Raw genomic sequence first — 26,263 nt, forward strand, 5'->3', positions numbered from 1 at the left:
GGGGCCGCTTGCTTTTCCCCGTACACCACCTGCTAGACCTCTTCTACGGAACTGGGCTCTGCACGAGACAGATCGATGCCCAGTTCTTCCGCAGCCGTGAAGACTGCGTCATCAGAGTCACGCATTTCAATTGTGGTTCCGTCCGTGGAAAGAACTTCCACGTTCAGGCACAGCGACTGCATTTCCTTGATCAAGACCTTGAAGGACTCAGGAACGCCCGGCTCCGGGATGTTCTCGCCCTTGACGATGGCTTCGTAGACCTTCACACGACCATGGATGTCATCCGACTTGATCGTGAGGAGCTCCTGGAGCGTGTAGGCGGCGCCGTAAGCTTCGAGCGCCCACACTTCCATTTCACCGAAGCGCTGGCCACCGAACTGTGCCTTACCACCCAGCGGCTGCTGCGTGATCATGGAGTACGGGCCGGTGGAGCGCGCGTGGATCTTGTCGTCCACCAGGTGGTGGAGCTTCAGGATGTACATGTAGCCGACCGAGATCGGATCCGGGAACGGCTCGCCGGAGCGGCCGTCGAACAGACGGGTCTTGCCTGAGGAGTTGATCAGGCGGACGCCGTCGCGGGTGACGTTGGTGGAGTCGAGGAGACCGGTGATTTCCTCTTCGCGCGCACCGTCGAAGACCGGCGTTGCAACAGTGGTCGAGCCACTCTCGCGCGGCAGGTTCGGCAGCTGCTTGACCCACTCGGGCTCGCCCTCGATCTTCCAGCCGGTCTTGGCAACCCAGCCGAGGTGCGTTTCCAGCACCTGGCCGACGTTCATACGGCCCGGAACACCCAGCGGGTTCAGGACGATATCAACGGGGGTACCGTCGGCAAGGAAGGGCATGTCCTCGATCGGGAGGATCTTGGAGATAACACCCTTGTTGCCGTGACGGCCGGCGAGCTTGTCGCCGTCGGTGATCTTGCGCTTGGCAGCGACGTAGACGCGGACCAGCTGGTTGACGCCCGGGGGCAGTTCGTCGTCGTTGTCGCGGTCGAAGACGCGGACACCGATAACGGTGCCGGACTCGCCGTGCGGGACCTTCAGGGAGGTGTCGCGCACTTCGCGGGACTTCTCACCGAAGATGGCGCGCAGCAGGCGCTCTTCCGGGGTCAGCTCGGTCTCGCCCTTGGGCGTGACCTTTCCGACCAGGATGTCGCCGGCTTCAACCTCGGCACCGATGTGGATGATGCCGCGCTCGTCCAGGCCTGCCAGGACTTCCTCGGACACATTGGGGATGTCACGGGTGATTTCCTCGGCACCAAGCTTGGTGTCGCGGGCATCGATCTCGTGCTCCTCGATGTGGATGGAGGAAAGAACGTCCTCAGCCACGATGCGCTGGGACAGGATGATGGCATCCTCGAAGTTGTGGCCTTCCCATGACATGAATGCCACGAGCAGGTTCTTACCGAGGGCCAGTTCGCCCTGGTCCGTTGCCGGGCCGTCAGCGATGATGCCGCCGACCTCCAGGCGCTGGCCTTCGCTCACCAGAACGCGGTTGTTGTAGCAGTTGCCCTGGTTGGAGCGGGCGAACTTGTTGATCCGGTAGTTGGTTTCCGTGCCGTCATCGTTGAGCATGATGACGAGCTCGGCGGAAACCTCGGTGACCACACCGGCCTTCTTCGCGATGGTGACGTCACCGGCGTCGACGGCTGCGGCGCGTTCCATGCCGGTGCCGACGAACGGCGCCTCGGAACGGACCAGCGGCACGGCCTGGCGCTGCATATTGGCACCCATGAGTGCGCGGTTAGCATCGTCATGCTCGAGGAACGGGATCAGGGCGGTAGCCACGGACACCATCTGGCGCGGGGAAACATCCATGAACTCGACGTCGGCGGCGGGAACCAGCACGGGCTCGCCTCCACCACCACGGGCGCGGACCAGGACGGTCTCTTCGGCGAACTTCTTGTTCGCGTCGAGCGGAGCGTTGGCCTGGGCAATCAGGACCTCTGCTTCGTCGTCTGCCGTGAGGTACTGGACCTCATCGGAGACAACACCCTCGGCCACAAGGCGGTACGGGGTCTCGATGAAACCGAACGGGTTGATGCGTCCGTAGGAAGCCAGCGAACCGATCAGACCAATGTTCGGGCCTTCAGGGGTTTCGATGGGGCACATACGTCCGTAGTGGGACGGGTGAACGTCTCGGACTTCCATGCCTGCACGGTCACGGGACAGACCGCCCGGGCCCAGCGCCGACAGGCGGCGCTTGTGGGTCAGACCCGACAGCGGGTTGTTCTGGTCCATGAACTGGGACAGCTGGGACGTTCCGAAGAACTCCTTGATCGCTGCCACGACGGGGCGGATGTTGATCAGCGTCTGCGGCGTGATGGCCTCGACGTCCTGGGTCGTCATACGCTCGCGGACAACGCGCTCCATGCGGGACAGGCCGGTGCGGACCTGGTTCTCGATGAGCTCGCCGACGGCGCGGATGCGGCGGTTGCCGAAGTGGTCGATGTCATCGATCTCAACGCGCAGCTCGTGGTCCTGGCCGTCGCGCTTGCCCGTGAGGGTCTTCTCACCGGCGTGCAGGGCAACGAGGAACTTGATCATCGCGACGATGTCTTCAACGTGCAGGACAGACGCTTCCTTGTCGCCAAGGGAGCGGTCGATGCCGAGCTTGCGGTTGATCTTGTAACGGCCAACCTTGGCCAGATCGTAGCGCTTCGAGTTGAAGTACAGGTTGTCCAGCAGGGACTGGGCAGCCTCGACCGTGGGCGGCTCGCCCGGTCGCAGCTTCCGGTAGATATCCAGCAAGGCGTCTTCGCGGGTTTCGGTGGCGTCCTTCTCCAGCGTTGCGCGCATGGAGTCGTACTGGCCGAACTCTTCGAGGATCTGGCCTTCGGTCCAGCCGAGGGCCTTCAGCAGCACCGTGACGGACTGCTTGCGCTTGCGGTCGAGGCGAACGCCGACCTGGTCGCGCTTGTCGATTTCGAGTTCGAACCAGGCGCCGCGGGACGGGATGATCTTCGCGGTGAAGATGTCCTTGTCGCTGGTCTTGTCGGCGGTGCGCTCAAAGTAGGCGCCCGGGGAGCGGACCAGCTGCGAGACAACGACACGCTCGGTGCCGTTGACGACGAAGGTGCCCTTCTCGGTCATCAGCGGGAAGTCACCCATGAACACGGTCTGCTGCTTGATTTCGCCCGTGTTGTTGTTCATGAATTCGGCCTTGACGTACAGCGGAGCCGAGTACGTTGCGTCCCGGTCCTTGCACTCGGCCATCGTGTATTTCGGATCAGCGAACTCCGGCTCCGAGAAGCTCAGGGACATGGTGCCCTGGAAGTCCTCGATCGGGGAGATCTCTTCGAAGATGTCGGACAGACCCGAGGAGGTGGCGACGCTGAGGTCGCCTTCTTCGACGGCCTTGGCTACGCGTGCCTGCCAGCGTTCGTTTCCGACCAGCCAGTCAAAGCTGTCGGTTTGCAGGGCAAGCAGATTCGGAACGTCAAGAGGTTCGTGAATCTTTGCGAATGAGAGCCGGCGGGTTGCACCGTCGGTGCTGTCGGCATTGATAGCGGTTGCAGCGTTGTTTACATTAGAGGTGCTCGAGGCGACCAAGAGGGATCCTTCCACAGACCTTCAGGCGTTTTCAGATCTCCCCCGTTATGCACCCTGCGGAGTGACTCCGCAGTGCTACCAATCCGGTTCCGCTATATGACCCGGGACCCGCGCTGACCATGCTGGTGCCGTTGTTGACGGCACATTGATGGCCCAGCTGCCAGGCTAAGCCCACCGCTATATGAAGGCTGAAGGTAAACAGGGAAGACGCAAATATCTACGATACGGCAAAGCAACCTACTTGTCTACCCCACTTCGTCCGGGATTGCAAGCACCGGCCCCACCTCCCGGATGGGGTATAAAGCCCTCGGATCCCGGCGCCCCACCGGCAGGCCTGCACTGGCGGATGGCTCGGTGACGGGGGTCACGATAACCTTGCTGTATATCGTTCAAGATCGGAAGAGAAAACCATGAGCAACTCTGCAGACAACAATGATGTTGTCATCCTCGCTGCCGCCCGCACGCCCCAGGGACGCCTCAACGGGCAGCTCGCCAGCTTCACGGCCGTGGAGCTCGGCGCGCACGCAATCCGCGCGGCCCTGGCCGCCAGCGGGGTGAAGGCCGAACAGGTGGACTCGGTGATCATGGGCCAGGTCCTGCAGGCGGGGGCAGGCCAGAACCCCGCCCGCCAGAGCGCCATCGGCGCCGGCATCGGCTGGAACGTTCCCACCGTGACCATCAACAAGGTCTGCCTCTCCGGGCTGACTGCGGTGATCGACGCGGCGCGGATGATCCGCAGCGGCGACGCCACCGTCGTCGTCGCTGGCGGCCAGGAGTCCATGACCCGCGCGCCGCACCTCCTCCCCGGTTCCCGGCAGGGCTGGACCTACGGTTCCATCCAGGCGCTCGACGTCGCCGCCCATGACGGCCTGACCGACGCGTTCGACGGGCAGTCCATGGGCCTGTCCACCGAGACCAAGAACCTCACGCTGGGCATCGACCGCACCTCCCAGGACGAGGTGGCGGCCGCGTCCCACCAGCGCGCCGCCCGCGCCGCCAAGGACGGCGTGTTCGACGGCGAAATCGCCCCGATCAGCGTGAAGCAGCGCAAGGGGGACCCGATCATCCTGGCCGCGGATGAAGGCCTCCGGCCCGACACAACCGTCGGTTCACTGGCCGGGCTGCGCGCGGCGTTCGTCACGGACGGCACCATCACCGCCGGCAACTCCTCTCCCCTGTCCGACGGCGCCTCCGCCCTTGTGCTGTCCTCGCGGAAGTTTGCCGAGGACAACGGCCTGGAGTACCTCGCCGTCGTCGGGAAACCCGGGCAGGTGGCGGGCCCAGACAACTCGCTGCACTCCCAGCCCTCCAACGCGATCAAGAGCGCACTGCGGAAGGCCGGCTGGTCCGCCGCGGACCTGGACTTCATCGAGATCAACGAGGCCTTCGGTTCCGTTGCCGTCCAGTCACTCAAGGACCTCGACTACCCGCTGGAGAAGTGCAACATCCACGGCGGCGCGATCGCCCTGGGCCACCCGATCGGCGCCTCCGGTGCCCGCCTCGCCCTGCACGCGGCGCACGAGCTGAAGCGTCGCGGCGCCGGCAAGGCCGCTGTCTCCCTCTGCGGCGGCGGCGGCCAGGGCGAAGCGCTCCTGCTGTACCGCGACTGAGTGCCATGCCGGACCCCGTGATGCCCGGGCAGGGCTTGTCAGACGGCAGTGCCGCCGGTGGCGGTGCCGGCGGGGGCGGCGCCGGCCGGGAGCGGTTCCTGGCTGACGCCGCCGCCCGCGGGCTCAGCGTCCAGCTGGTCGAGCGCCTTGCCGCGAACAGCCTGGAGGAGGCGGCCCGGATCCTGGGGATCCAGCCCGGGGATATCGTGAAGTCCCTCGTGGTCAAACACAAGGACGGCAGCTTCCTGTTTGCCCTGGTTCCGGGCGACCGGCAGATCTCCTGGCCCAAGCTCCGCGCGCTGATCGGGGTGAACAAGCTGTCCCTTCCGACGGCGGACGTGGCCCTGGCCGCCACGGGCTACGAGCGCGGCACGATCACCCCGCTCGGCAGCACCGTGGCCTGGCCGGTGTACGCGGACCGGACCATCAGCGGGCGCAGGATTTCCATGGGTGCCGGTGAACACGGCTTCAGCGCCTTCGTGGACGCCGACGCCCTGACCGCAGCCCTCGCCGCCGTCGTCGCGGACATCTCCGAACCGAACTGACCCGCCCGGGACGGCCCACCCGGGAATGACCCGGCCCCGGCCCGGCTATCTAACCCGACCGGGTTAACTCCTCCCCCGCGTTGGTGTTCTTAACGCAGGAAACCCCGCCCACCGGAGTGGACGGGGTTTCCCGGAGCGGAACGGGAACGCGGGGTTCCCGGACAGTTCCTGAAGCGGCGAGTTACTTGAGGGTAACGCGAGCGCCGGCTTCTTCGAGCTGTGCAACAGCCTTCTCGGCAGCTTCCTTGGTGACACCTTCGAGGATGGCCTTCGGAGCGCTGTCAACAACGTCCTTTGCTTCCTTGAGGCCCAGGGAAGTGATTGCGCGAACTTCCTTGATGACTGCAATCTTCTTGTCGCCCGGGTGCTCCAGGATGACGTCGAATGCGGTCTGCTCTTCTTCTTCTGCAGCGCCGCCGGCAGCGGGGCCAGCAACTGCAACAGCAGCAGCCGTAACTTCGAAGGTCTCTTCGAAGAGCTTTACGAACTCAGAGAGCTCGATGATGGTCAGTTCCTTGAAAGCTTCAATGAGCTCTTCGTTGGTGAGCTTCGCCATGGTGTGGCGTCCTTCCTATAGTGGTGCTCGGCGGCCGGAGCCGTGCCTTCGCACCGGAGTCTGGTTTAGAGAGTTAGTTCTCTTCGGGGGCTGCTGCATCGGCCGGAGCTTCAGCGGCGGCGTCAGCCGGAGCTTCTGCTGCAGCGTCGGCCGGGGCTTCGTCAGCGGCGGGCGCTTCGGCTTCAGCCGGTGCGCCGTTCTCTTCTTCAAGCTTGAGGCGCAGCGCGTCGATGATGCGTACAGCGGCGGCAGCAGGAGCCTTGAGGATGCCTGCAACCTTGGCGAGCTGCAGCTCGCGGGACTCGAGTGCTGCCAGGGCAGCGACTTCGCTGGCGTTCAGTGCCTTGCCCTCGAAGTAACCGGTCTTGATAACCAGCTGCTTGTTGGTCTTGGCAAAATCCGTCAGGCTCTTGGCAGCGGCAACTGCGTCACCCTTGATGAACGCGATTGCAGTGGGGCCGGCGAGCTGGCCGTCGAATGCTTCGACACCAGCTTCCTTGGCTGCAATAGCGGTCAGGGTGTTCTTGACGACCGAGAACTTGGTGTCCTGGCCGAGAGAGACACGCAGCTGCTTGAGCTGTGCAACGGTGAGCCCACGGTATTCGGTCAGGACAGCGGCGTTCGATTCCTTGAAATCGTTAGTGATCTCAGCTACTGCTGAAACCTTGCTAGGCGTTGCCATAACCCTCCTTCCGGGGATAGTGCCGGTGTTTCCCGGTCCCCGCTCAAAAGAGCTAAAAACTAAAAACGCCCCGCGCAGATGCACGGGGCTTGTCTCGACGCAGTCCATGACTGCGGAGCTTTGCTTCGTTCACCTGCGCCGGCCGCCCTATGTTCAGGGTCCTTCGTCTGGAGATCCACTGGCTCTCCCGGCGCGACTGCAGAAGTGAGTCTTGCTTGGGAGAGTGGATTTCCAACAACCGACGGTCTTTGGTCCCCCCAGCTTACGCGAATCGAGGCGTGTGCTCCAAATCGGGCGGTCCGGGCCCGGTTCAGCTGTTGCTGGGGCCGAAGTTGGGAAGTTCCTTTTGCCATATCCCGGTCACGCCGGCGGTGGCGAATCCCAGCTGCAGGTTGACCTTGAGCAGGTACCGGTTTTCCGGCGCGTTCCAGGTGTAGAGGACCCGGGCATCCGGGAACTGCTCGGACAGCCGCTCCATGTTCGCGACCTTGATCAGCAGGCCCAGCTTGTTGCCCCGGTGCTCCCGCAGGACCACGGTGTCGTCCTGGAACACGACGTCGGGGCGCAGCGCGAGGACGCTGATGGTGGTCAGGCCCACGAGTTCACCGCTTTCGATGTGTTCGACGGCGGTGACCACCGTCCGGCGGCCCTGCGCGATGGCGACGTCTTCCGCCTCACGGAGGATGCCGCCGTCGAACACCATGTCCGTGTCCTCAACGCCGGGCACGCCGTCTTCGCCCGCGCTGTTTTCCAGCGCCGCGACCGCCTCGAGCCACTGCTCCGGGCACCGGTCCGTCCAATGGTGCAGGCGGTAGCGGCCGCCGTTGGCTTCCTCGGCCTCCGTTTGCAGCTCCTCCACGAGCACGCTGTCCAGCGGCAGCGCACAGGCACTGAACTGTTCGATGTGCTGAAGGGTGTAGCCGCTGTGGCGGGCGAACTCCACCTCCCGGCTGTCCATCGGTACGAAGCCGAGGCCTGTGCCGGGCACCAGCTGCCCGGCTTCGCTGTCCCCCAGCGAGGAGCTCGGATGGTTCGTGTCGATCAGGATGGTGTGGCGGCCCTCGTCGCGGGCAAAGTGCTCCGCGGCCTCGAGCAGTTGCCGGCCCACGCCCCGCCCCTGGAACTCCGGCAGGATGTCCAGGGCGAATTCGGCCAGGTCGAGGTTCTCTGAGAGCGGCAGCGCGATGTCGACGGTCCCGACGATCTCCCCACCGATTTTTGCCACAAGAATCACCTGGCGTTCGTACGGGTCTGCCATCTCCAGCAGTTTCTCCTGCGGAGCGTAGGCAAGATCGTCGCTGCCCCAGGTTTGCATGCGCACCCTGCGGCCCACTTCGACGGCGGCAATGAAGTCGGCGGCCTCCGGCCCGTCCAGCGAATCGGGGATCCACAGCTGTTCAATCCGTACGTCGTTTGCCATAACGGGCATCATCCCCAGCTGTTCTGCCATCTACGGGTACCGGATTTCCTGCAGGAACAGGGCTTCCACGGTCAGCATATGCCGGTTTGCGCCGGCGTTCCATCGTCCGACGTCCGCCCGACCCGCTACGACCCCCGGACGGCGGCGTCGACGGTCCGCTGCCATTCGCCGTCGTAGCCGGCGGCGCGGAATCCTAGCGCCACGTTGATGGCGAGCATATGGTCGTTCTCCGCGGCGTTGAACGTGTTGACGCGTTCCACCGCCGGGTACTCGGCGAGCAGGCGGCGGAGGTTGCGGATCTTGACGAGCATGCCCAGGCGGTGCCCGCGGTGGCTGGCGGCGACCAGGGTATCGTCCTGGTCCGCCAGCCACGGTTTGCTGGGCGCCAGTTCGAGCACGGTGTACGCCGCCAGTTCATTGCTGTCGCGGTGCCGTGCGGCGGTCACGAGCGAGATGTTTCCGGCCTGCGTCCAGGTGTCCTCAACATGCCGGACGCGGGCGGCGTCCCAGGTCTCTTCGTCATAGCTCAGCCCACCCGTCGGCGCGTCCGTGCTCATCCGGGACATCAGCACGGCGAGCTGCTCCACGTATTCCTCCGGGCAATGGTCGGTCCACGTGACCAGCTCGTACGCTTCGGCCCGGGCCAACGCCTCCCGCTCCAGGGCGTCCAGCATTGCCGGAGCCGGCGGCATGGCCAGGGAGCTGAACCGCTCCACCTGCTCCAGTTGGTAGCCCGCTTCCTGCGCGAACCGGACAGCGCGCGCCGACGCCGGCAGCGCACCGGTCCCGGTGGCGGGACAGAGGACATCCGGACCCTCGGCGTCGAAGTCGGCAGGGTGCTCGGTGAAAGACATCAGGACGGTGCGGCCGTCAGCGGCCGCCAGCGCTTCGGCATGGGCCAGCAGGGTCCGCCCGATCCCGCGGCCGGTGAAGTCCTTCAGGACGTCCACATGGACGAGCGCGCTGCCGAGGTTCTCCTGCAGCTCGTAACGGATCCAGGACCGCGCGACCATCCGGCCGCCGTCGCGGACAAAGAAGAGCTGCATGCGTTTGTAGGCGTCGTCCCTCCAGTACCGGAGGCGGGCCCCGGGAGGGGTGGCACGGTCCAGGTTCCCCCAGGTCTCCAGCACCAGCGCGTCGCTGAGCTTGCTGAATTCGAGGAAGTTCCCGGCGTCCGGGGACTCGAGGGCGTCCGGCAGGAGGAGGCGTTCGATGCAGTACGGCGGTGCAGTCACCGGGACAGCGTAGCCGGTGCCCGGAACGCAGAAAAGACCGCCCCGCGGAGGCGGGACGGTCTTTCCTGTGGTGCTGTGAACCAGGTGAAGCTTAGACCTCGGTCAGGACCTTGGTGACGTTGGGGTCAACCGAGATGCCCGGGCCAAAGGTGGTGGCGACGGTGGCCTTCTGGATGTAGCGGCCCTTGGAAGCGGACGGCTTGAGGCGCAGGACCTCTTCCAGAGCGGCTGCGTAGTTCTCGGCCAGCTTAAGGGCGTCGAAGGAAACCTTGCCGATGATGAAGTGCAGGTTCGAGTGCTTGTCGACGCGGAAGTCGATCTTGCCGCCCTTGATGTCGTTGACGGCCTTGGCGACGTCAGCGGTCACGGTGCCGGTCTTCGGGTTCGGCATCAGGTTACGCGGGCCCAGGACCTTACCGAGGCGGCCAACCTTGCCCATGAGGTCAGGGGTGGCGACGGCGGCGTCGAAGTCGGTCCAGCCGGCTGCGATCTTTTCGATCAGGTCGTCGGAACCAACGAAGTCGGCGCCGGCTGCGATTGCTGCCTCAGCCTTGTCGCCCGTTGCGAAAACGAGGACGCGGGCGACCTTACCGGTGCCGTGCGGCAGGTTAACGGTGCCGCGGACCATCTGGTCAGCCTTACGCGGGTCTACACCCAGGCGGAAAGCAACCTCAACGGTGGCGTCGAACTTGGACGGGTTGGTGTCCTTGGCCAGCGTCACTGCCTCGAACGGCGCGTAGAACTTCTCCGCGTCGATCTTGGCTGCGGCTGCCTCATATGCTTTGCTGCGCTTTGCCATGCTGCTTATTCTCCTTGTGCAGTTGTGGTCTGCGGACCGCGCTGGGCCCTGCCACAGTTGGAACCTCGAACGGGTTGTCCGTTCCGGATGTCCAACATCTCAATGTTTATGTGGTGCCGGTTGCCCGGCGGGGAAGGCTATTAGCCTTCGACGGTGATACCCATGGAACGGGCGGTGCCGGCGATGATCTTCGCGGCGCCTTCCAGGCTGGTGGCGTTGAGGTCTTCCATCTTGGTGGTGGCGATCTCGTTGACCTGGGCCTGGGTCAGCTTGGCAACCTTGACGGTGTGCGGGGTAGCTGAACCCTTGGCGACGCCTGCAGCCTTTTTGATGAGCTCTGCAGCCGGCGGGGTCTTGGTGATGAACGTGAACGAACGGTCCTCGTAGACCGTGATTTCAACCGGAATAACGTTGCCGCGCTGGGCTTCCGTCGCAGCGTTGTACGCCTTGCAGAATTCCATGATGTTGACACCGTGCTGGCCAAGCGCAGGACCGATCGGCGGGGCCGGGTTAGCGGCACCTGCCTGGATCTGCAGCTTGATGAGGCCGGTGACCTTCTTCTTGGGAGCCAATGTAGGGTCCTTCTCTCAATTACGTCCTGGGACACAGGAGCGTGCCTCAGGTTGGTGGCCGCCATGGCGAGGCGGCCGGCCGCCCCTGGCTGCTAAAGCGGGCAGTCCGGGGCGAATTCTGTGGGGATAACTAGATCTTGCTGACCTGGTTGAATGCCAGCGTGACCGGGGTCTCGCGTTCGAAGATGGAGACCAGCACCACGAGGGTCTGGGAATCCACCTTGATTTCGGAGATCGTGGCCGGAAGGGTCTCGAAGGGACCTTCCTTGACGATGACGGACTCGCCAACCTCGAAGTCGACGTCGACCTGCGCGGCGGCGTGCTTGACCGGCTTGCCCTTCTCGGCCTGCTCTTCTTCGAAGACCGGGGCGAGCATGGAGAAGACCTCGTCGAGGCGCAGCGGGACCGGGTTGTGGGCGTTGCCCACGAAGCCGGTGACGCCGGGGGTGTGGCGGACGGCGCCCCAGGAGGCATCCGTCAGGTCCATGCGGACCAGGACGTAACCGGGGATGCGGACGCGGTTGATGACCTTGCGCTGAGCGTTCTTGATCTCAACGACTTCCTCCATCGGAACCTGGATTTCGAAGATGTAATCTTCCATGTCCAGGGTCTGGATGCGGGTTTCAAGGTTGGCCTTGACGCGGTTCTCGTAGCCTGCGTAGGAGTGGATGACGTACCAGTCACCCTCCTGGCGGCGCAGCTTGGCCTTGAACTCATCGGCCGGATCGACCTCGGCGGCGGCGGCAGCAGCGGCCAGCGCGTCGCCCGACTCGTCGTCGGCTGACTCTTCGCCGGCGGATTCTGCCTCGGCGGATTCGTCAGCTTCTGCCGTGTCTACGGCCTCGTCAGCGACGTCGGATTCGGGCGCAGCAGACACAGCCTCGGACTCTTCCGCGGCTTCCACCGCGGCGCCCTGGCTCTTATCCAGCTCAGTCTCAGTTACCTCGAGCTCCTGCTCAGACACTTGGTCTCCTGCTTCCTCATTGCCTAACATGCCTATTTAAATGACTCAATTCCGCACACCCCGCGGAACCCCCGGAATCCCGGTGGTAATCCACGCAGTCTGCGGACCGGTCGACCTAGCTGTCCGTGGGGCCCGTGCCGCCGAAGACCCAGCCAACTGCGGTCCCGAAGGCCAGATCCAGCAGGGTGACGATGACCATCATGATGACCACGAACACCAGCACCACGAGGGTGTAGTTGATCAGTTCCTTGCGGGTCGGTGCAACGACCTTCTTCAGTTCGCCGATGACCTGGCGGACGAAGAGCGCGATTCGAGAGAAGAAGCCTGCCTTGGGGGCATTCTTGGCGGGGCGGCCACTGGAGCTGCTTGCAGCCGTTTCGGTCACCTGGTCCTCACTCATCCTCGCAATGTCGGATACCCGGCTCTGAACTGAACCATGGTTGCTGCGCTTGTTCCGGAGAAACCGGAACAGCTTGCGCAGGGCAGACAGGACTCGAACCTGCAACCTGCGGTTTTGGAGACCGCTGCGCTACCAATTGCGCCACTACCCTATGGAGCGAAAAACTGTTCCGGCCCGTTTCCCCAAGGCTTCCCTGAGGCGCAGACCATCATCGTGTTTTCAACACCGGAGAACCAGTCTACGCAACAACTGCGCCTACGTCGAACCGGCCCCCCGCCGGACCCTTCACCGCACCGAGAAACACCGGCGAACATGCGGCGAAACTCGTCGAAAAACCTGGCGCGAAAACCATCTGACCAACATGCGGTCATATTTCCTCGCCGGCACCGCGGACGATCCGGTGAACAGCATAGAGTAGGTTCCGTCGAATCCCACAAACAGCCACCGAAGCTGCTAGCGAAGAATGGACCCGCGATGCCTGCCGCCCGCATTTCACAGCGTATTTCCGCCATAGCCGAATCCGCCACGTTGGCTGTTGATGCCAAGGCGAAGGCGCTGAAGGCGGCCGGCCGGCCAGTCATCGGCTTCGGCGCCGGCGAACCGGACTTCCCGACCCCCGATTACATCGTGCAGGCAGCCATCGAAGCCGCCAGCCAGCCCAAGTACCACCGCTATTCGCCGGCGGGCGGCCTGCCCGAGCTGAAGCAGGCCATCGCGGACAAGACGTTCCGCGACTCCGGCTACAAGGCCGAGGCAGCCCAGGTGCTGGTCACCAACGGCGGCAAGCAGGCCGTGTACAACACCTTCGCGACGCTGCTGGATCCGGGCGACGAGGTCATTGTGCCCACGCCGTTCTGGACCACCTACCCGGAGGCCATCCGTCTCGCCGGAGGCGTCCCGGTCGAGGTCTTCGCCGGACCGGAGCAGGGCTACCTGGTCACGGTGGAGCAGCTTGAGGCCGCCGTCACGGACCGCACCAAGATCCTGCTCTTCGTCTCCCCCTCCAACCCCACCGGCGCCGTGTACTCGCCGGAACAGGTCAGGGAAATCGGCCAGTGGGCCGCCGCCAAGGGCCTGTGGGTGGTCACGGATGAGATCTACGAGCACCTGACCTACGACGGCGTGCCCTTCACCTCGATTGCCACGGCCGTCCCGGAACTGGGCGACAAGGTTGTCATCCTCAACGGTGTCGCGAAGACCTACGCCATGACCGGCTGGCGCGTGGGCTGGATGATCGGTCCGGCGGACGTCATCAAGGCCGCCACCAACCTGCAGTCGCACGCCACATCCAACGTCTCCAACATCCCGCAGGTCGCTGCCATCGCCGCGGTGTCCGGGCCGCTCACCGCCGTCTACGAAATGAAAGTCGCGTTCGACCGCCGCCGCAAAGCCATCGTGGCCGGGCTGAATGCCATCGAGGGCGTCGAATGCCCGACGCCGAAGGGCGCCTTCTACGTCTATGCGGACGTCCGCGCCCTGCTCGGCAAGGAGTTCCCGTCCGCGAACGGTCCCGTCCGGCCGTCGACGTCGGCGGAGCTGGCCACCCTGATCCTGGATGAGGTCGAAGTGGCCGTGGTTCCCGGCGAGGCCTTTGGCCCCTCCGGCTACCTGCGCCTCTCCTACGCCCTGGGTGACGAGGACCTGGCCACCGGCGTCGCCCGGCTGCAGGACTTCCTCGGCAAGGCGAAGTAGCAACCCTCCCGCAGATCCTGCCGGATTCTTTCAGACGCTCCCGCAGATCCTGCCGGATTCTTTCAGACGCTCCCGCAGATCCTGCCGGATTCTTTCAGACGCTCCCGCAGATCCTGCGGGAGCGTTTGTCGTCTGGCTGCGGGAAGTGAGGGAGCGTCCCGAAAAAGACCGCAACAGCTGCGGGAGCGTCGGGGTCCTTGGCTAAAGGAGGCGGCGTTCGGCGGCCCAGCGCGTGAGTTCGTGCCGGCTGGAGAGCTGGAGTTTGCGCAGCACCGCCGAGACGTGGGTCTCCACGGTCTTGATCGAGATGAACAGCTCCTTGGCGACTTCCTTGTAGCTGTAGCCGCGGGCGATGAGCCGCATCACCTCGAGTTCGCGGGCGGAGAGCTTGTCCAGCTCGTCGTCGGCAATGTCCGCCGGGGCGGTCCCGAAGGCGTCCAGCACAAAACCCGCCAGCCGGGGCGAGAAGACGGCGTCCCCGCCGGCGACGCGGCGGACGGCGTCGGAAATTTCCGCCCCGGAAATGGTCTTCGTGACGTAGCCGCGGGCCCCGGCCCGGATCACCGAAACAACGTCCTCGGCCGCGTCCGAGACGCTCAGGGCCAGGAACCGGGTGCTGCCCAGCAGGGGCGCGGAGCCGGCCAGCACTTCGCGCCCGCCGCCGCCGAGCCCTCCCGGCAGGTGGACATCGAGGAGCACGACGTCGGGGCGGACGGCCGCGATCACGGCGACGGCGTCCTCCACGGTTCCGGCCTCGCCGGCCACGACGATGTCCGGGTCCAGGTCCGCTTTCAGCCCGGACCGGAAGATGGCGTGGTCGTCCACGATCACCACCCGGATCCCCGGGGCCGGGCTCCCCGCTTCGGTGTTCACAGTGTTGCCTCTCCGTTGCTGTTTGTGCCGGCAGCCCCGGCGGCTGCTCCCGCTGTCAGGGGCAGCCTGAGCCGCACCTCGGTGCCGTCCTGGGTGCTGATGATGGTGGCGGTGCCGCCGTGGCGGTTCATCCGGCCGACAATCGACTCGCGGACTCCCAGCCGGTCAGCGGGGACGGCGTCCGGGTCGAAGCCGGGACCGCGGTCCTTCACGAAGACCTCTGCCGCGCCATCGGTGACTTCCAGGTAGACCGACACGGCGCCGCCGCCGTGCCGGGCGGCGTTCAGCATGGCCTCACGGGCGGCCTGCACGAGTGCCTCGTGGCGCTCGGTCATGGCGCAGTCGCCTACCGTGACCACTTCGACGGCGTGGCCCAGGGAGTCTTCGACTTCCGCCGCCGCGGTCTTGATGCCCTCGGACAGCTGACCGGCTTCCTTGCCCGGATCCCGGTACAGCCAGCCCCGCAGCTCACGCTCCTGGGCACGGGCAAGGCGGACGACGTCGGTCTCGTTCCCGGCGCGCCGCTGGATCAGGGCCAGCGTCTGCAGCACGGAGTCGTGCAGGTGGGCGGCAATCTCGGCCCGTTCGGTCGCGCGGACCCGGCCTGCCCGCTCCGCCTCCAGGTCGCGCCAGAATTTCAGCCCCCAGGGCAGAAGGACCAGGGCCACGCCGCCGAGCACCGCCACCGAGGACAGCAGGGCAAGCCAGGTCTGTTCCCAGGACCCGGAGCCGGACACCATGACCAGGACACCGGACACGACGAGGGCCAGACCGGCCGCGAGACGGGCCCAGCCGCCGGCCTGGTCCGCTTTTGTCTTGTCCACGAGCCCTGCCCGGCGGGTCTCGTCCAGTTGCATCCAGGCGATGGCCGCGCCGCCGAGGATGGCCGCAACCGGGATGAGCGTCCCGAGCGGAACATCAACGCCGAGCAGGCGGGCGATCAGGATGCCGGCGGCCAGCAGCAGGCCCGCCCCGAGCAGAATCTCCTTGCCGTAGCGCATGCCGGTGACCCTGCTCCGCCAGGAATCGGCAGGGACCGCCCCGGCCGGCGGGGTTGCTGCCGCTCCCCCTGCCCCTCGCCCGGCCCCGGCCGGCGCCGGGAAGGTGGCTGCCGTGAGGGGGCCGGCGTGCAGCTCGGCAAGCGGGGCCCCGAACGGTGCGCTGACCGCCGGGGCAATCGGCGACGCCGGCTGGCGGGCGTCGCGCTTGGCGCTTTCGTCCGCGGTGGGAACCATAATCCAGAGCCAGGCGTAGAAGGCGACGCCGGCGCCCCCGGCGAGCGCGGCCACCGCCATGCCGAGGCGGACCATCCGCACCGGCCAGCCCAGATGCCGGGCGAGGCCGGCACACACCCCGGCAATCACCCGGTCGCTGCCGCGGACCAGCGGCGGGCGGGAGGCTGCGGTTGTCATGACTCAATCCAAACATGAATCAGGGTCCCCCGGACCCGTTTTCAGCCCGAACCGGGGGTGACTCAGGGACAGTTCAGGGTGTTCCCCAGTAGAGCGGATTCGCCACGGACGGGAGGATCGAAGTATGAATCCGCACACTGAGCACCCCGATGAAGGCACCGACCCTTCGAACGGCAACGCAGGTCGGCCCGAAGGGCAAGAAACAGGGCAAAATGCAGGGCAAGAAACAGGGATAAATACAGGACGGCCGACGGATCAGCCGGCAGACACCTCCGCCACCCTGCCGCTGCATACTTCCGCGACTCTGCCGTTGGACTTTTCGGCCGGCGGCGGCGCAGGGACGCCGCCGCCACCACCACCGCCCCCGCCGCCCTACTACGGCCCGACGCCGCCGCCGGCCGGCAGCCAGCCGCAGAATTTCTTCGACTGGATCCGCAGCCAGGGCGTGTACCGGGGCCGCGAGCGCTGGGTCGGGGGCGTCGCCAGCGGAATCGCCCAGCGCCTCGGCGTCGACCCGCTGATTGTCCGCGGCATCCTGATCGTCCTGACAATCTTCGCGGGCGTCGGCGTCCTCCTCTACGGCATCGCCTGGGCCCTCCTGCCGGAACCCGACGGCCGCATCCACGTCCAGGAGGCCGCCGCGGGCCGCTGGTCCGCGGGCATGACCGGTGCGCTGATCACCACGATCATCGGCTTCCCCAGCCTGGGCACCGGAATCTGGGGCTGGGACCGCTACGGCTTCGGCGCCTTCGTCTGGACCGTCTTCTGGGTGGGCGGCGCCATCTACCTCATTTACTACCTCACACAGCGCAACAAGTCCCCGAACGGAGTTCCACTCATGTCCTCGAGCCCCCAGTCCGGCGGCCCGGCGAACCCCGGCTACCCGCCGAACCCGGCACCGCCGGCAACGCCGTCGACGTCGACGGCTCCCATCGCCACGACCGGCTACGGCGCCTCGGCCACGCTCCCCCGCTACGGTGAGTCAACGGTGCCCGGCCCGGGCTGGGGCACGCCTCCGCCTGCCGGACCCGTCCCTCCCCCCGGGGGCGGCTACCAGCCGGTGCCGGGCGGCGGACCCGTCCCGCCGGCTGCGAAGCGGAACTTCGGCCCCGGCGCCCCCGCCGTCGCGGTCACCGCCGGACTCGCCCTGCTGGTGGGCGGCGGCCTCAAAGCCCTCGACGTCGCGAACGTGATCGACCTGGGCACGTCCAGCAATGCTGTCGTCTGGGCCAGCGCCGCTGTGGTCCTGGGCCTCGGCATCGCCATCGCCGGCCTGCGGGGCCGCACCTCCGGCATCCTCGGCTTCTTCGCCGTCGTCGCCCTCATTGTCGGCGGCATCTACAACGTGCTCCCCAACGGCGACCGCTTCCGCCCGCAGAACGCCGACTGGTCACCGGTGAGCGTCGAGCAGGCCCGGGGCGGCTTCGACATCACCGCCGGCACCGGGACCGTGGACCTGACGAGGCTCGCGATCAACCCGCCGTTGAGGGCCGACGTCGTGGTCCCCATCGACGCGACGGCGAGCAACCTCACGGTGGTCATCCCGGACACCGTTCCGGTGCAGATCCGCGCCGACATGACCATGGGCAACCTCAATGAAGGCAGCCAGAATCACGGCGGCATGACCAACCAGCAAAGCAGCTACAACACCGAGAAGCCGGGAGAGACGCTGATCGTGGAGATCAACGGCACTTTCAGCAACGTCACCATCAAGGAAGGGAACTGACATGAGCAGCTATGACGCACCGGCCGGCAGCGCGAACGACGACGGCCCCGCCGCTCCCCGGTCGGATAACCCGGAGCCGCCGGAGGATTCCCCGGCCCGCGTCGGCACCATCGTCTGGGGGCTGATCGTGGTGGCCCTCGCAGTTCTCATCATCGTCGCCCAGCTCGGCATCGTGGCCCTCAACGGCACCTACGTGGTGATCGGCCTGATGATTGGCGCCGGGGCGGCACTGGTGATCGGCGGGCTGCTCTCGGCCCGGGGGCGTGACAAAGCGGCACCAACAGGGAAGTCTTGAGCCATGGAAAAGTTCTATAGCACTATCCGGGGCCTCGGCCTGAAACGTGGTCCGCAGCGTTGGCTGGGCGGTGTTTGCGGCGGGATCGCCGCGAAGCTGAACGTGGATGTGGCGTTCGTCCGGATCGCGTTCCTGCTCTTCGCCCTGCTGCCCGGACCGGCCTTCGTGCTGTATCTCGTGGCCTGGCTGCTCCTGCCGGACCAGCAGAATGCCATCGTCCTTGAGACGTTCCTGGCGAAGCGTCCGAACCGGCCCTAAGGCCCTCCCCGAGGGAGTGGCGCGACGACGTACCGCAAAGACAAAAAGTGCCCCTGCCGCCCGGCAGGGGCACTTGGGCGTTGTCATCGTTTGTGTCCTGCCACACATGCGCCATTAGACTCTAGGTGAGCTCAGCGTGGCGCTCTGCCTGTAACCCTTCGAGCCAGGATTTGAGCCGAAACATGAAAATTGGAATCCTCACCAGCGGCGGAGACTGCCCCGGACTGAACGCCGTCATCCGTGGCGCCGTCCTGAAGGGCATCGCCGTCCACGGCCACGAATTCGTGGGGTTCCTGGACGGCTGGCGCGGCGTCGTCGAGGGCGACATCATCGATATCCCCCGCACCATGGTCCGCGGCATCGCCAAGCAGGGCGGCACCATCCTGGGCACCTCCCGCACCAACCCGTTTGAGAACAACGGCGGGCCCGAGGTCATCAAGGCCAACATGGACCGGCTCGGCATCGACGCCCTCATCGCCATCGGTGGCGAGGGCACCCTCGCGGCCGCCAAGCGGCTCACCGACGCCGGCCTGAAAATCGTCGGCGTCCCCAAGACCGTCGACAACGACCTCGACGCGACGGACTACACCTTCGGCTTCGACACCGCCGTCGAGATCGCCACCGAGGCGATCGACCGGCTGCGCACCACCGGAGAGTCCCACCACCGCTGCATGATCGCCGAGGTGATGGGCCGCCACGTGGGCTGGATCGCGCTGCACGCCGGCATGGCCTCCGGCGCCCACGCCATCCTGATCCCGGAGCAGAAGGCCTCGATGAAGCAGATCGCCGAATGGGTTACCTCGGCGCACGACCGCGGCCGCGCGCCGCTCGTCGTCGTCGCGGAGGGGTTCGTCCCGGATGACCAGGAAACCCCGCACTCCGAACGCGGGCTGGACACCTTCGGACGTCCGCGGCTGGGCGGGATCTCCGAACGGCTGGCCCCGGAACTGGAAGCCATGACGGGCATCGAAACCCGGGCGACGGTGCTGGGCCACATCCAGCGCGGCGGCGTCCCTACGGCGTTCGACCGGGTGCTGGCGACCCGCCTCGGCATGGCGGCCATTGACTCCGTCGTGGAACAACGCTGGGGCACCATGGTGTCCCTCAACGGCACCGACATCGTCCATGTGGGCTTCGACGCCGCGCTCGGCAACCTCAAGACCGTCCCGCAGTACCGCTACGACGAGGCCGCGGTCCTCTTCGGCTGAGGCTCCTGAGCCTCCGCACTGGGGCCCGGCACGCCCGTGGGTAGGGTGGAGTCATGACACTTGAGCCCGGTTCGGTCGACATCATCCAGCTCGCGTGGGCCCGCCGCCTGGGGCTCGACGACGGCGCTTTCGCGGCCGCCGCGGGGGTCCGCATCACGCGCGCCGACGAGGAGGCCCGCGCCGTCCAGTTCGTCCGGCTGTTCGGGAACTCCGTGCTGGTGGGCCCGCAGTGGGCGCTGGACGCCGCCGTCGGGCTGTCCGACGAGGAACTCGCGCAGCACGTCACGCTGCTGACCATCAGCCGGGACCACGGCGGCCACGGGCTCGGCGCCGCCGCGCTGTTCTTCGCGGACGACCTGCCGCTGCGGCAGCCCGCGGAGGAGCTGACCGTCTCGCACGGCCATCCGGAAGCGATCGAGCTGGAGGCTGCCTGCCCGCCGGATGACGTCAACGAAGTGGGCCTCTCGGGCCTGGAGCACCGCTTTACCATCCTGCACGCGGAGGACGGCCGCCGGACGCCCGTGGCGTGCGGCGCCTACACCGAGTGGGAGGGCATCCTGGCGCAGATGGGGGTGCTGGTGGCGCCGGAGTGGCGCCGCCGGGGGCTGGGCTCCCTGGCCGCCTCCATTGCGGCCCACGAGGCACTCGCCTCCGGGCTGACGCTGCAGTGGCGCTCGGACGTCAGCAACAAGGGCTCGATGGCCATCGCCCGCAGCCTGGGCTTCACCGCCGGCGGCATCCAGACCAGCGTCCTGCTGGGCTGATCAGGGCCGGGGTAGCGTCAGCGGGACTGCGCCCCGGCGCCCTGGGTGCCGGCCGATGCTGCCGGCACCGTGCCGGGGGTGCCCCAGCCCTGCATCGGCTGGGGCCTGGCGAAGAACAGCGCCACCGCCGCGCCGAGCAAGATGACCGCGGCGGGCAGCAGAATGGACTGGCCCATGGCCGTCGAGAAACCCTCCTGCAGAGCCTCGGGAAGGGCGCCGCCAAACGACATCGCACCGGCTTCCCCGGCCCCTCCCGGAGCGGCAGGGAGTTCCGCCGCGAGCCGCGCCTGGATCAGCACGGCAATGGCGGCGCTGCCCAGGACGGCCCCGATCTGGCGCGTGGTGTTGTAGACGCCGGCGCCGGCTCCCGCCTGCCGGGGCGGCAGGTTCCGGGTGGCGGTGGTGCTCATCGGCGCCCAGATCCCGGCATTGGCGAAGCCAAGGACCGCGCTGGGCAGCAGGAACAGCCAGATCGGCGTGTCCGGGTGCATCAGGACGGCGTTCCAGAACAGTGCCACGGACATCAGGACCAGTCCGGCCACGGTGATGAACTTCGGGTTGATCCGGTCAATGATCCGTCCCACCACCGGGGCCAGCCCGCCCGAGATCAAGGCCATCGGCACCATCATCAGCGCTGACTGGGTCGGGGTCAGGTCCCGGACCACCTGGTAGTAGAAGATCAGCGGCAGCGTGAACGCGGTCACGGTGAAGCCCACCGTGGTGATGCCGATGTTGGCGAGGGAGAAGTTGCGGTCCTTGAACAGGGACAGCGGCAGCAGCGGCTCGCCCTTGTTGACCTTCTGCCACACCACGAACACCCCCAGCACGGCGATTCCGGAGATGATCAGCCCCCATACCGTGATGGGTCCGGCGATGGTGCCCCAGTCGTAGGTCTCGCCCTCCTGGATGCCGAACACCAGCAGGAACAGCCCGACGGCGCTGAGCAGCACGCCGGGGATATCGAACTTGTGCGGGTGGGTGCTCAGTGCCGGCACGTAGCGCAGCGCGAGGAAGAACCCGGCGATGCCCACCGGGACGTTGATGAAAAAGATCCATTCCCAGCCGAGCCCGTCCACCAGGACGCCGCCGAGGATCGGCCCCACCAGGGTGGCCATGCCCGCCGTCGCGCCCCAGATGCCCATCGCGGCGCCGCGCCGGTCCGGCGGGAAGATCCGGGTGATGACCGCCATGGTCTGGGGCGTCATCATCGCCGCGCCGAAGCCCTGGAACACCCGGGCCAGGATCAGCATCTCCACGTCGCCGGAGAGCCCGCACCAGAGCGAGGCGGCGGTGAAGACCACAAGACCGGACAGGTAGAGCTTCTTGGGGCCGAACCGGTCACCCAGCCGGCCGGTGATCAGCAGCGGGACGGCGTAGGCGAGGAGGTAGGCGCTGGTGACCCAGATGACCGAGTTGATGTCGGTATTGAGGCCTTCCATGATGCGGGGGTTGGCCACCGACACGATGGTGGTGTCGATCAGGATCATAAAGAACCCGATCACCAGGGACCAGAGTGCAGGCCAAGGCCTGGCTACGTTTTCCACGGGATTCCTTAGGGGCTGAAGGGCGGGCTGATGCTGTTCCGCGCAGGGCGCGCTCAGCCCAGCAGGACCAGGATGTCCTTGCGCTCGAACATCTGCGCCGCGGCGCGCGCGGAGGGCGTGCCGGCGTCGGGGTCCGCTCCGGCGTCCAGCAGCGCCCGCGCCACCTCCGCGTAGCCCTTGAACACGGCACCGGCGAGCGGCGTCTGGCCGCGGTCGTTGGCGATATTGGCCTCGCCGCCGTGCTGCAGGATCAGCCGGACGGTGTCGGCGTGGCCATGGTAGGCCGCGAGCATCAGCAGGGTGTCCCCTGCCTCGTTGGTCAGCGTGGCCGGGACCCCGGCGGCGAGGTAGCCCGCGAGCAGCGCGGAGTCCCCCTGGCGGGCCGCGTCGAAGAGCTTGTGGGCAAGCGCCAGGGTCTCGTCGTCCGGTGCGGTGCTGTCGTGGGTCATCGGGTACCCCGCAGGAAGCCGGTCTGGCGGCCCACGACCTGGCCGGCGTCGGGCGCCACGATGAGTTCCTGCGCCGCGGTGTAGGGTTCCTCGCCGTCGAGGACGGTCAGGACTTCCTCGGGCGCGACCGACCGTTTGACCACGGCCAGGGCCACCGGCCCCATTTCGTAGTGCTGCGCCACCGAGGTCACGGTGCCCACCTTGCGGTCGCCGGCGCGGACCTCGCTGCCGACCGCGGGCATCGTGTGCTGCGAGCCGTCGAGCTGCAGGAACACCAGCCGGCGCGGCGGGTGGCCCAGGTTGTGGACCCGGGCCACGGTCTCCTGGCCCTTGTAGCAGCCCTTGTTCAGGTGCACGGCGGTGCGGAGCAGGTCGAGTTCGTGCGGGATGGTCTTGTCGTCGGTTTCGGCACCCCAGCGCGGCCGCCAGGCTGCGATGCGCAGCGCTTCGGCTGCCCAGATCCCGGCGAGCGGGCGATCGCCGACCGTGGCTTCCAGCTCCGTGGCCGGGACGAGGTATTCGAACCAGGGCCGTTCCAGCCCGGGGTGGGAGTCCTCCGCGACCACCGCGTAGGAGTAGCCGCCGGCGCCGACATGCGGCCAGGGGTCTTCCCAGACCAGCAGGCCGGACCATTCCGGCACGCGGTGGGTGGCTCCCAGCACGGCCCAGTCCGCCGAGGCGTCGGCGATCTCGACGCGGAGCATGAACTTCATCTTGTTGAGCCACTCGGCCAGCGGCGCGGCCTCGGCGGCCTCGACGATCAGCCAGGTGGTGGCGCCGTCGTCCACCACCCGCGCGTCGAATTCGATCCGTCCCTGCACACTCAGCAGCAGCAGCTCGCTGGACTGCCCGGGCGCCAGGCTGGTGAGCTGCTGGGAGGACAGGGTGTTGAGCCAGCTCAGCCGGTCCGGCCCGGTGACGGTGACCACGCCGCGGTGGGACAGGTCCACGACGGCGGTGCCGGCGGCCAGCGCCCGCTGTTCGCGCAGCGGTTCGCCATAGTGGGAGGCGACGCCGGCGTCAGCGCCGCCGGCTTCGACGGCGCCAGGGCGCGCCAGCAGGGGGCTCTTGATAGTCATATGAAGTAGAAGTCCTTTGGGGCTAGCGGTATTCCGGATTCTCGAAGTCAAACCGTGTTCCGGCTTTCCACGCCTCCGGCAGGTTTCCGTAGGCGGGGATGCCGCCGGCATCCTTGAGCATCCGGGCCATGTGCAGCATGGTTCCATGTCATGAACGTGGTGTTGCGGTTGGTGAAGTCGCTTTCCGGGCCGCCGGAGCCTTCATCGAGGTAGCTCGGGCCCGGCCCGACGGCGCCGATCCAGCCGGCGTCGGCCTGCGGCGGGATGGTGAAGCCGATGTGCTGGAGGCTGTAGAGGACGTTCATGGCGCAGTGCTTGATGCCGTCCTCGTTGCCGGTGATGAGGCAGCCGCCCACCTTGGGGTAGAACGCCCACTGGCCCTTGTCGTTGAGCTCTCCGGAGTGCGCATAGAGCCGTTCGATCAGCTTCTTGGTCTGCGAGGAGTTGTCGCCCAGCCAGATCGGTCCGGCCACGATGACGATGTCGGCTTCCCGGACGGCCGGATACAGCTCCGGCCATTCATCGGTGGCCCAGCCGTGCTCGCGCATGTCCGGGTAGACGCCGCTGGCGATGTCGTGGTCCACGGTCCGGATGACCTGTGTGCTGACGCCGTGTTTGGCCATGATCCGGCGGCTGACCTCGATCAGGCCCTGCGTGTTGGAGGTCTCCGGGGACTTCTTGAGGGTGCCGTTGAAATACACGGCCTTGAGGTCGCTGAAATCGGCCGGCGTTCCGGACGTTCCAGGCATGGCAGCTGTGGCATTCACTGTGGTACTCCCTGCGGTCGCTATGGACAAAGGAAAATCAGTGAGACCCCACCACGGGCGGCGCAGCGTGTAGCGCCGCTTAGGTGACCTTATGGAGGATGGCGGACGCGTGGGCTTCCAGGCCGCTGCCCCCCGCAGGAGCCTTGCCCGTGGCCACGTCCCAGCGCCAGAGCAGGTTGCCGTCCACGAGTCCGAAGATCCGGGTGGCCGCCGTGTACTCCTTGGAGTGGCTGCCGCGCATCACCATGTCGGTGCTGAGCTGGATCTGCGGGCCCTTGATCTGCCCGTAGTACAGCTCGGAGATCCCGCCGGGGTGGGAGATCGAAACGGAGATGTCGAAGCCGCCGTCCTTGTTGCGCAGGGCCTCGACCTCGTCGGCGCTCTTGAGCACGGGAACGATGTCCGCCGGGATCAGCCCGGGGCCGCCGTCTTCCTCGCGCTGCTTGCGCTCCAGCGCCCAGAAACCGGTTTCGACCGTCAACGGACGCAGTCTGGTGCCGTCGTCGTCGGTCAGCCAGCTCTCGGCCCGGTACTGCAGGTACGGCAGGCCGTTGTGGGTGAAGGACACGTGTTGCAGGAAGTGCTCGGAATCCTCTTCCCCGGCCCCCAGCCGGCCTCGGCCCTCCCACTCACCTATGAGCCAGGACAGCGGAACGATCTCCGGGGTCAGATCTGTAGGTATTTCAATCGGCACAGCAGCTACCTCTGGAAACGAAGACGGCTAGTAATTTCTGGCTGTTACTTCTGGCCCTTGAAGAGGCGGTACACCACGAAGCCGGCAAACCAGGCCATGGCCAGGCTCGCAACGCCAAGGAGGACAAGGAAGAAAATTTCAAATGCAAGTACGGACATGATGCCATCCTAGCGCTTTAGAAGATGAGTAGTTTGTCTATGAAGTACGCCAGCGAACCGACGGCGGACACCGGCCCCAGCCCGATTCCCAGGGCTGCCGCAAAGCTTAGCGACTCACCGCGGATGATGACCAGCCGGCGGAAACTGACCAGCACGGCTCCCACCACCACTCCGACAATCGCGGCCGGGATCACGGCGATGTCGGAGAAAACGAGGCCGGCGAGCGGTCCGGCCAGCCCGGCAGCGACGACGCCCAGCGGTGCCACGACCCGGTCCGGCCAGCGGATCAGGCCCGCCAGCAGGGCGATCGCAGCGCTGATCGTGGCGACCAGGAGCATCTCACGGACGCCGTTGAAGCGGGAGGTCGCGATCCACCCGGCGCCCAGGCAGGACAGCAGGACGCCGGCGCAGGACCCGAGCGTGGACTCCAGCCGCTGCGCCTGGCCGGTGCCGCGGATCAGCTGCATCACGAAGATGGCCATCACGCCTGCCGCTATGAACGACGGCGTCCAATCCAGGAAACCCGGGGCGGGAAGGTACGCGGCGGTCACGGCAGCGCCCACGCCCGGCAGGCCGATCAGGACAGCGAGGGTTTTCCTGGCGGGGATGCCGAGGAAGTGCGGCCAGCCGATGCCGACGGCGGCGGCGGTGAGCACCCCCACCGCCAGGAGTGCCTCCGGCGAGGTGTAGGACGCGCCGACAGTCGCGGCGAGTCCGGCCAGGCCGATGACGCCGATGGACCAAGCCCTCACTGTTTACCCGACATGCGCATATCCGTCATCCGTCTCCCGGCCATCGTCGTACTCTCGCTCACTGCGGACCCCAATTCGACCTGATCTTTCGTCATGGGGGCGGCAAGCCCCGCCCGATCAATCCTGCCCTATGTGACCGTTTTGTGTCGCAAAAGATCCGGACGCAGGTGACGGAAGCATGTCCGGCAAGGGGCCTTTGGGTATACTCAGACTCAGCTACAGACGCCCAACGATGCGCGGACACCCCTTGGAGGAAAC

General features: G+C 66.6%; 24 protein-coding genes, 1 tRNA gene and 1 pseudogene. 8 read left to right on the forward strand and 18 right to left on the reverse strand.

Going from position 1 to position 26,263, the window contains the following annotated elements; genetic code table 11:
• Positions 1 to 32: 32 nt before the first annotated feature.
• Positions 33 to 3,551 (reverse strand): DNA-directed RNA polymerase subunit beta, encoded by a 3,519-nt coding sequence (gene rpoB, locus ABIC21_RS00915; protein ID WP_354348551.1) that lies wholly within the window; start codon positions 3,549 to 3,551, stop codon positions 33 to 35.
• A gap of 410 nt (positions 3,552 to 3,961) precedes the next feature.
• Between rpoB and ABIC21_RS00920 the strand changes: the two genes are divergently transcribed.
• Together ABIC21_RS00920 and ABIC21_RS00925 are read left to right on the forward strand one after the other, a co-directional pair.
• Complete coding sequence (locus ABIC21_RS00920) at positions 3,962 to 5,161, forward strand: acetyl-CoA C-acetyltransferase (protein WP_354348552.1); 1,200 nt, start codon at positions 3,962 to 3,964, stop codon at positions 5,159 to 5,161.
• Between the two features lie 20 nt (positions 5,162 to 5,181).
• Positions 5,182 to 5,706 (forward strand): aminoacyl-tRNA deacylase, encoded by a 525-nt coding sequence (locus tag ABIC21_RS00925; RefSeq protein ID WP_354348747.1) that lies wholly within the window; start codon positions 5,182 to 5,184, stop codon positions 5,704 to 5,706.
• A gap of 181 nt (positions 5,707 to 5,887) precedes the next feature.
• Here the strand turns inward: ABIC21_RS00925 and rplL are convergent, their stop codons facing one another.
• The 9 genes from rplL to ABIC21_RS00970 all read right to left on the reverse strand — a co-directional run bounded on the left by rplL (position 5,888) and on the right by ABIC21_RS00970 (position 12,485).
• On the reverse strand, positions 5,888 to 6,262 hold the full coding sequence (gene rplL / locus ABIC21_RS00930) for a 50S ribosomal protein L7/L12 (protein ID WP_024365995.1): 375 nt from the start codon (positions 6,260 to 6,262) through the stop codon (positions 5,888 to 5,890).
• 73 nt (positions 6,263 to 6,335) lie between these two features.
• Positions 6,336 to 6,944 (reverse strand): 50S ribosomal protein L10, encoded by a 609-nt coding sequence (gene rplJ, locus ABIC21_RS00935; RefSeq protein ID WP_307465590.1) that lies wholly within the window; start codon positions 6,942 to 6,944, stop codon positions 6,336 to 6,338.
• 310 nt (positions 6,945 to 7,254) lie between these two features.
• Positions 7,255 to 8,364 carry a GNAT family N-acetyltransferase gene (locus ABIC21_RS00940; protein WP_354348553.1) on the reverse strand — a complete coding sequence of 370 codons (1,110 nt, stop codon included), beginning with the start codon at positions 8,362 to 8,364 and terminating at the stop codon, positions 7,255 to 7,257.
• Between the two features lie 125 nt (positions 8,365 to 8,489).
• A complete protein-coding gene (locus tag ABIC21_RS00945) occupies positions 8,490 to 9,599 on the reverse strand; it encodes a GNAT family N-acetyltransferase (protein ID WP_354348554.1) in 1,110 nt (369 codons plus the stop codon).
• Positions 9,600 to 9,690: 91 nt separating this feature from the next.
• Complete coding sequence (rplA, locus tag ABIC21_RS00950) at positions 9,691 to 10,398, reverse strand: 50S ribosomal protein L1 (protein ID WP_104172017.1); 708 nt, start codon at positions 10,396 to 10,398, stop codon at positions 9,691 to 9,693.
• Between the two features lie 140 nt (positions 10,399 to 10,538).
• The gene (rplK, locus tag ABIC21_RS00955) at positions 10,539 to 10,970 is read right to left on the reverse strand and encodes a 50S ribosomal protein L11 (RefSeq protein WP_018773647.1); all 432 of its coding nucleotides are present in this window, start codon (positions 10,968 to 10,970) and stop codon (positions 10,539 to 10,541) included.
• A gap of 130 nt (positions 10,971 to 11,100) precedes the next feature.
• Positions 11,101 to 11,934 (reverse strand): transcription termination/antitermination protein NusG, encoded by an 834-nt coding sequence (gene nusG, locus ABIC21_RS00960; RefSeq protein ID WP_354348555.1) that lies wholly within the window; start codon positions 11,932 to 11,934, stop codon positions 11,101 to 11,103.
• A 115-nt stretch (positions 11,935 to 12,049) separates the two neighbouring features.
• Positions 12,050 to 12,334: a preprotein translocase subunit SecE gene (gene secE / locus ABIC21_RS00965; RefSeq protein ID WP_354348556.1), complete on the reverse strand. Its 285-nt coding sequence runs from the start codon at positions 12,332 to 12,334 to the stop codon at positions 12,050 to 12,052.
• Between the two features lie 78 nt (positions 12,335 to 12,412).
• Positions 12,413 to 12,485, reverse strand: a tRNA-Trp gene (locus ABIC21_RS00970).
• A 323-nt stretch (positions 12,486 to 12,808) separates the two neighbouring features.
• Between ABIC21_RS00970 and ABIC21_RS00975 the strand changes: the two genes are divergently transcribed.
• Positions 12,809 to 14,026, forward strand: coding sequence for a pyridoxal phosphate-dependent aminotransferase (locus ABIC21_RS00975; protein WP_354348557.1), 1,218 nt, complete (start codon positions 12,809 to 12,811; stop codon positions 14,024 to 14,026).
• A 201-nt stretch (positions 14,027 to 14,227) separates the two neighbouring features.
• Here ABIC21_RS00975 and ABIC21_RS00980 read toward each other — a convergent pair whose 3' ends face one another.
• Positions 14,228 to 14,899, reverse strand: coding sequence for a LuxR C-terminal-related transcriptional regulator (locus ABIC21_RS00980; RefSeq protein WP_354348558.1), 672 nt, complete (start codon positions 14,897 to 14,899; stop codon positions 14,228 to 14,230).
• Positions 14,896 to 16,311: an ATP-binding protein gene (locus tag ABIC21_RS00985; RefSeq protein WP_354348559.1), complete on the reverse strand. Its 1,416-nt coding sequence runs from the start codon at positions 16,309 to 16,311 to the stop codon at positions 14,896 to 14,898. Before ABIC21_RS00985 ends, ABIC21_RS00980 begins: the two co-directional genes overlap by 4 nt.
• Positions 16,312 to 16,621: 310 nt before the next feature.
• Here ABIC21_RS00985 and ABIC21_RS00990 point away from each other — a divergent pair, with 310 nt between their 5' ends.
• The 5 genes from ABIC21_RS00990 to ABIC21_RS01010 all read left to right on the forward strand — a co-directional run bounded on the left by ABIC21_RS00990 (position 16,622) and on the right by ABIC21_RS01010 (position 20,562).
• Positions 16,622 to 18,037: a PspC domain-containing protein gene (locus ABIC21_RS00990; RefSeq protein WP_502935938.1), complete on the forward strand. Its 1,416-nt coding sequence runs from the start codon at positions 16,622 to 16,624 to the stop codon at positions 18,035 to 18,037.
• Position 18,038: 1 nt separating this feature from the next.
• Positions 18,039 to 18,332: a hypothetical protein gene (locus ABIC21_RS00995; protein WP_354348561.1), complete on the forward strand. Its 294-nt coding sequence runs from the start codon at positions 18,039 to 18,041 to the stop codon at positions 18,330 to 18,332.
• Between the two features lie 3 nt (positions 18,333 to 18,335).
• The gene (locus ABIC21_RS01000) at positions 18,336 to 18,590 is read left to right on the forward strand and encodes a PspC domain-containing protein (RefSeq protein ID WP_354348562.1); all 255 of its coding nucleotides are present in this window, start codon (positions 18,336 to 18,338) and stop codon (positions 18,588 to 18,590) included.
• Between the two features lie 182 nt (positions 18,591 to 18,772).
• Entirely contained in the window at positions 18,773 to 19,798 is a 1,026-nt protein-coding gene (locus ABIC21_RS01005) for a 6-phosphofructokinase (RefSeq protein WP_354348563.1), read from the forward strand.
• A gap of 53 nt (positions 19,799 to 19,851) precedes the next feature.
• Positions 19,852 to 20,562: a GNAT family N-acetyltransferase gene (locus ABIC21_RS01010; RefSeq protein ID WP_354348564.1), complete on the forward strand. Its 711-nt coding sequence runs from the start codon at positions 19,852 to 19,854 to the stop codon at positions 20,560 to 20,562.
• 17 nt (positions 20,563 to 20,579) lie between these two features.
• Here the strand turns inward: ABIC21_RS01010 and ABIC21_RS01015 are convergent, their stop codons facing one another.
• The 6 genes and pseudogenes from ABIC21_RS01015 to ABIC21_RS01040 all read right to left on the reverse strand — a co-directional run bounded on the left by ABIC21_RS01015 (position 20,580) and on the right by ABIC21_RS01040 (position 26,005).
• Entirely contained in the window at positions 20,580 to 22,106 is a 1,527-nt protein-coding gene (locus ABIC21_RS01015; protein WP_354348565.1) for a DHA2 family efflux MFS transporter permease subunit, read from the reverse strand.
• Positions 22,107 to 22,159: 53 nt separating this feature from the next.
• Positions 22,160 to 22,555: an ankyrin repeat domain-containing protein gene (locus ABIC21_RS01020; protein ID WP_354348566.1), complete on the reverse strand. Its 396-nt coding sequence runs from the start codon at positions 22,553 to 22,555 to the stop codon at positions 22,160 to 22,162.
• Positions 22,552 to 23,634: a CAF17-like 4Fe-4S cluster assembly/insertion protein YgfZ gene (gene ygfZ / locus ABIC21_RS01025; RefSeq protein WP_354348567.1), complete on the reverse strand. Its 1,083-nt coding sequence runs from the start codon at positions 23,632 to 23,634 to the stop codon at positions 22,552 to 22,554. The genes ABIC21_RS01020 and ygfZ overlap by 4 nt, the downstream gene beginning before the upstream one ends.
• Positions 23,635 to 23,656: 22 nt before the next feature.
• Positions 23,657 to 24,383 (reverse strand): annotated as a pseudogene (locus ABIC21_RS01030) (flavodoxin family protein).
• Between the two features lie 97 nt (positions 24,384 to 24,480).
• A complete protein-coding gene (locus ABIC21_RS01035; RefSeq protein WP_307465627.1) occupies positions 24,481 to 25,095 on the reverse strand; it encodes a nitrobindin family protein in 615 nt (204 codons plus the stop codon).
• 175 nt (positions 25,096 to 25,270) lie between these two features.
• Complete coding sequence (locus ABIC21_RS01040; protein WP_354348568.1) at positions 25,271 to 26,005, reverse strand: permease; 735 nt, start codon at positions 26,003 to 26,005, stop codon at positions 25,271 to 25,273.
• Positions 26,006 to 26,263 lie beyond the last annotated feature (258 nt).

Origin of the sequence: Pseudarthrobacter sp. PvP090, from assembly GCF_040547365.1 — a bacterium.
Lineage (GTDB): Bacteria > Actinomycetota > Actinomycetes > Actinomycetales > Micrococcaceae > Arthrobacter.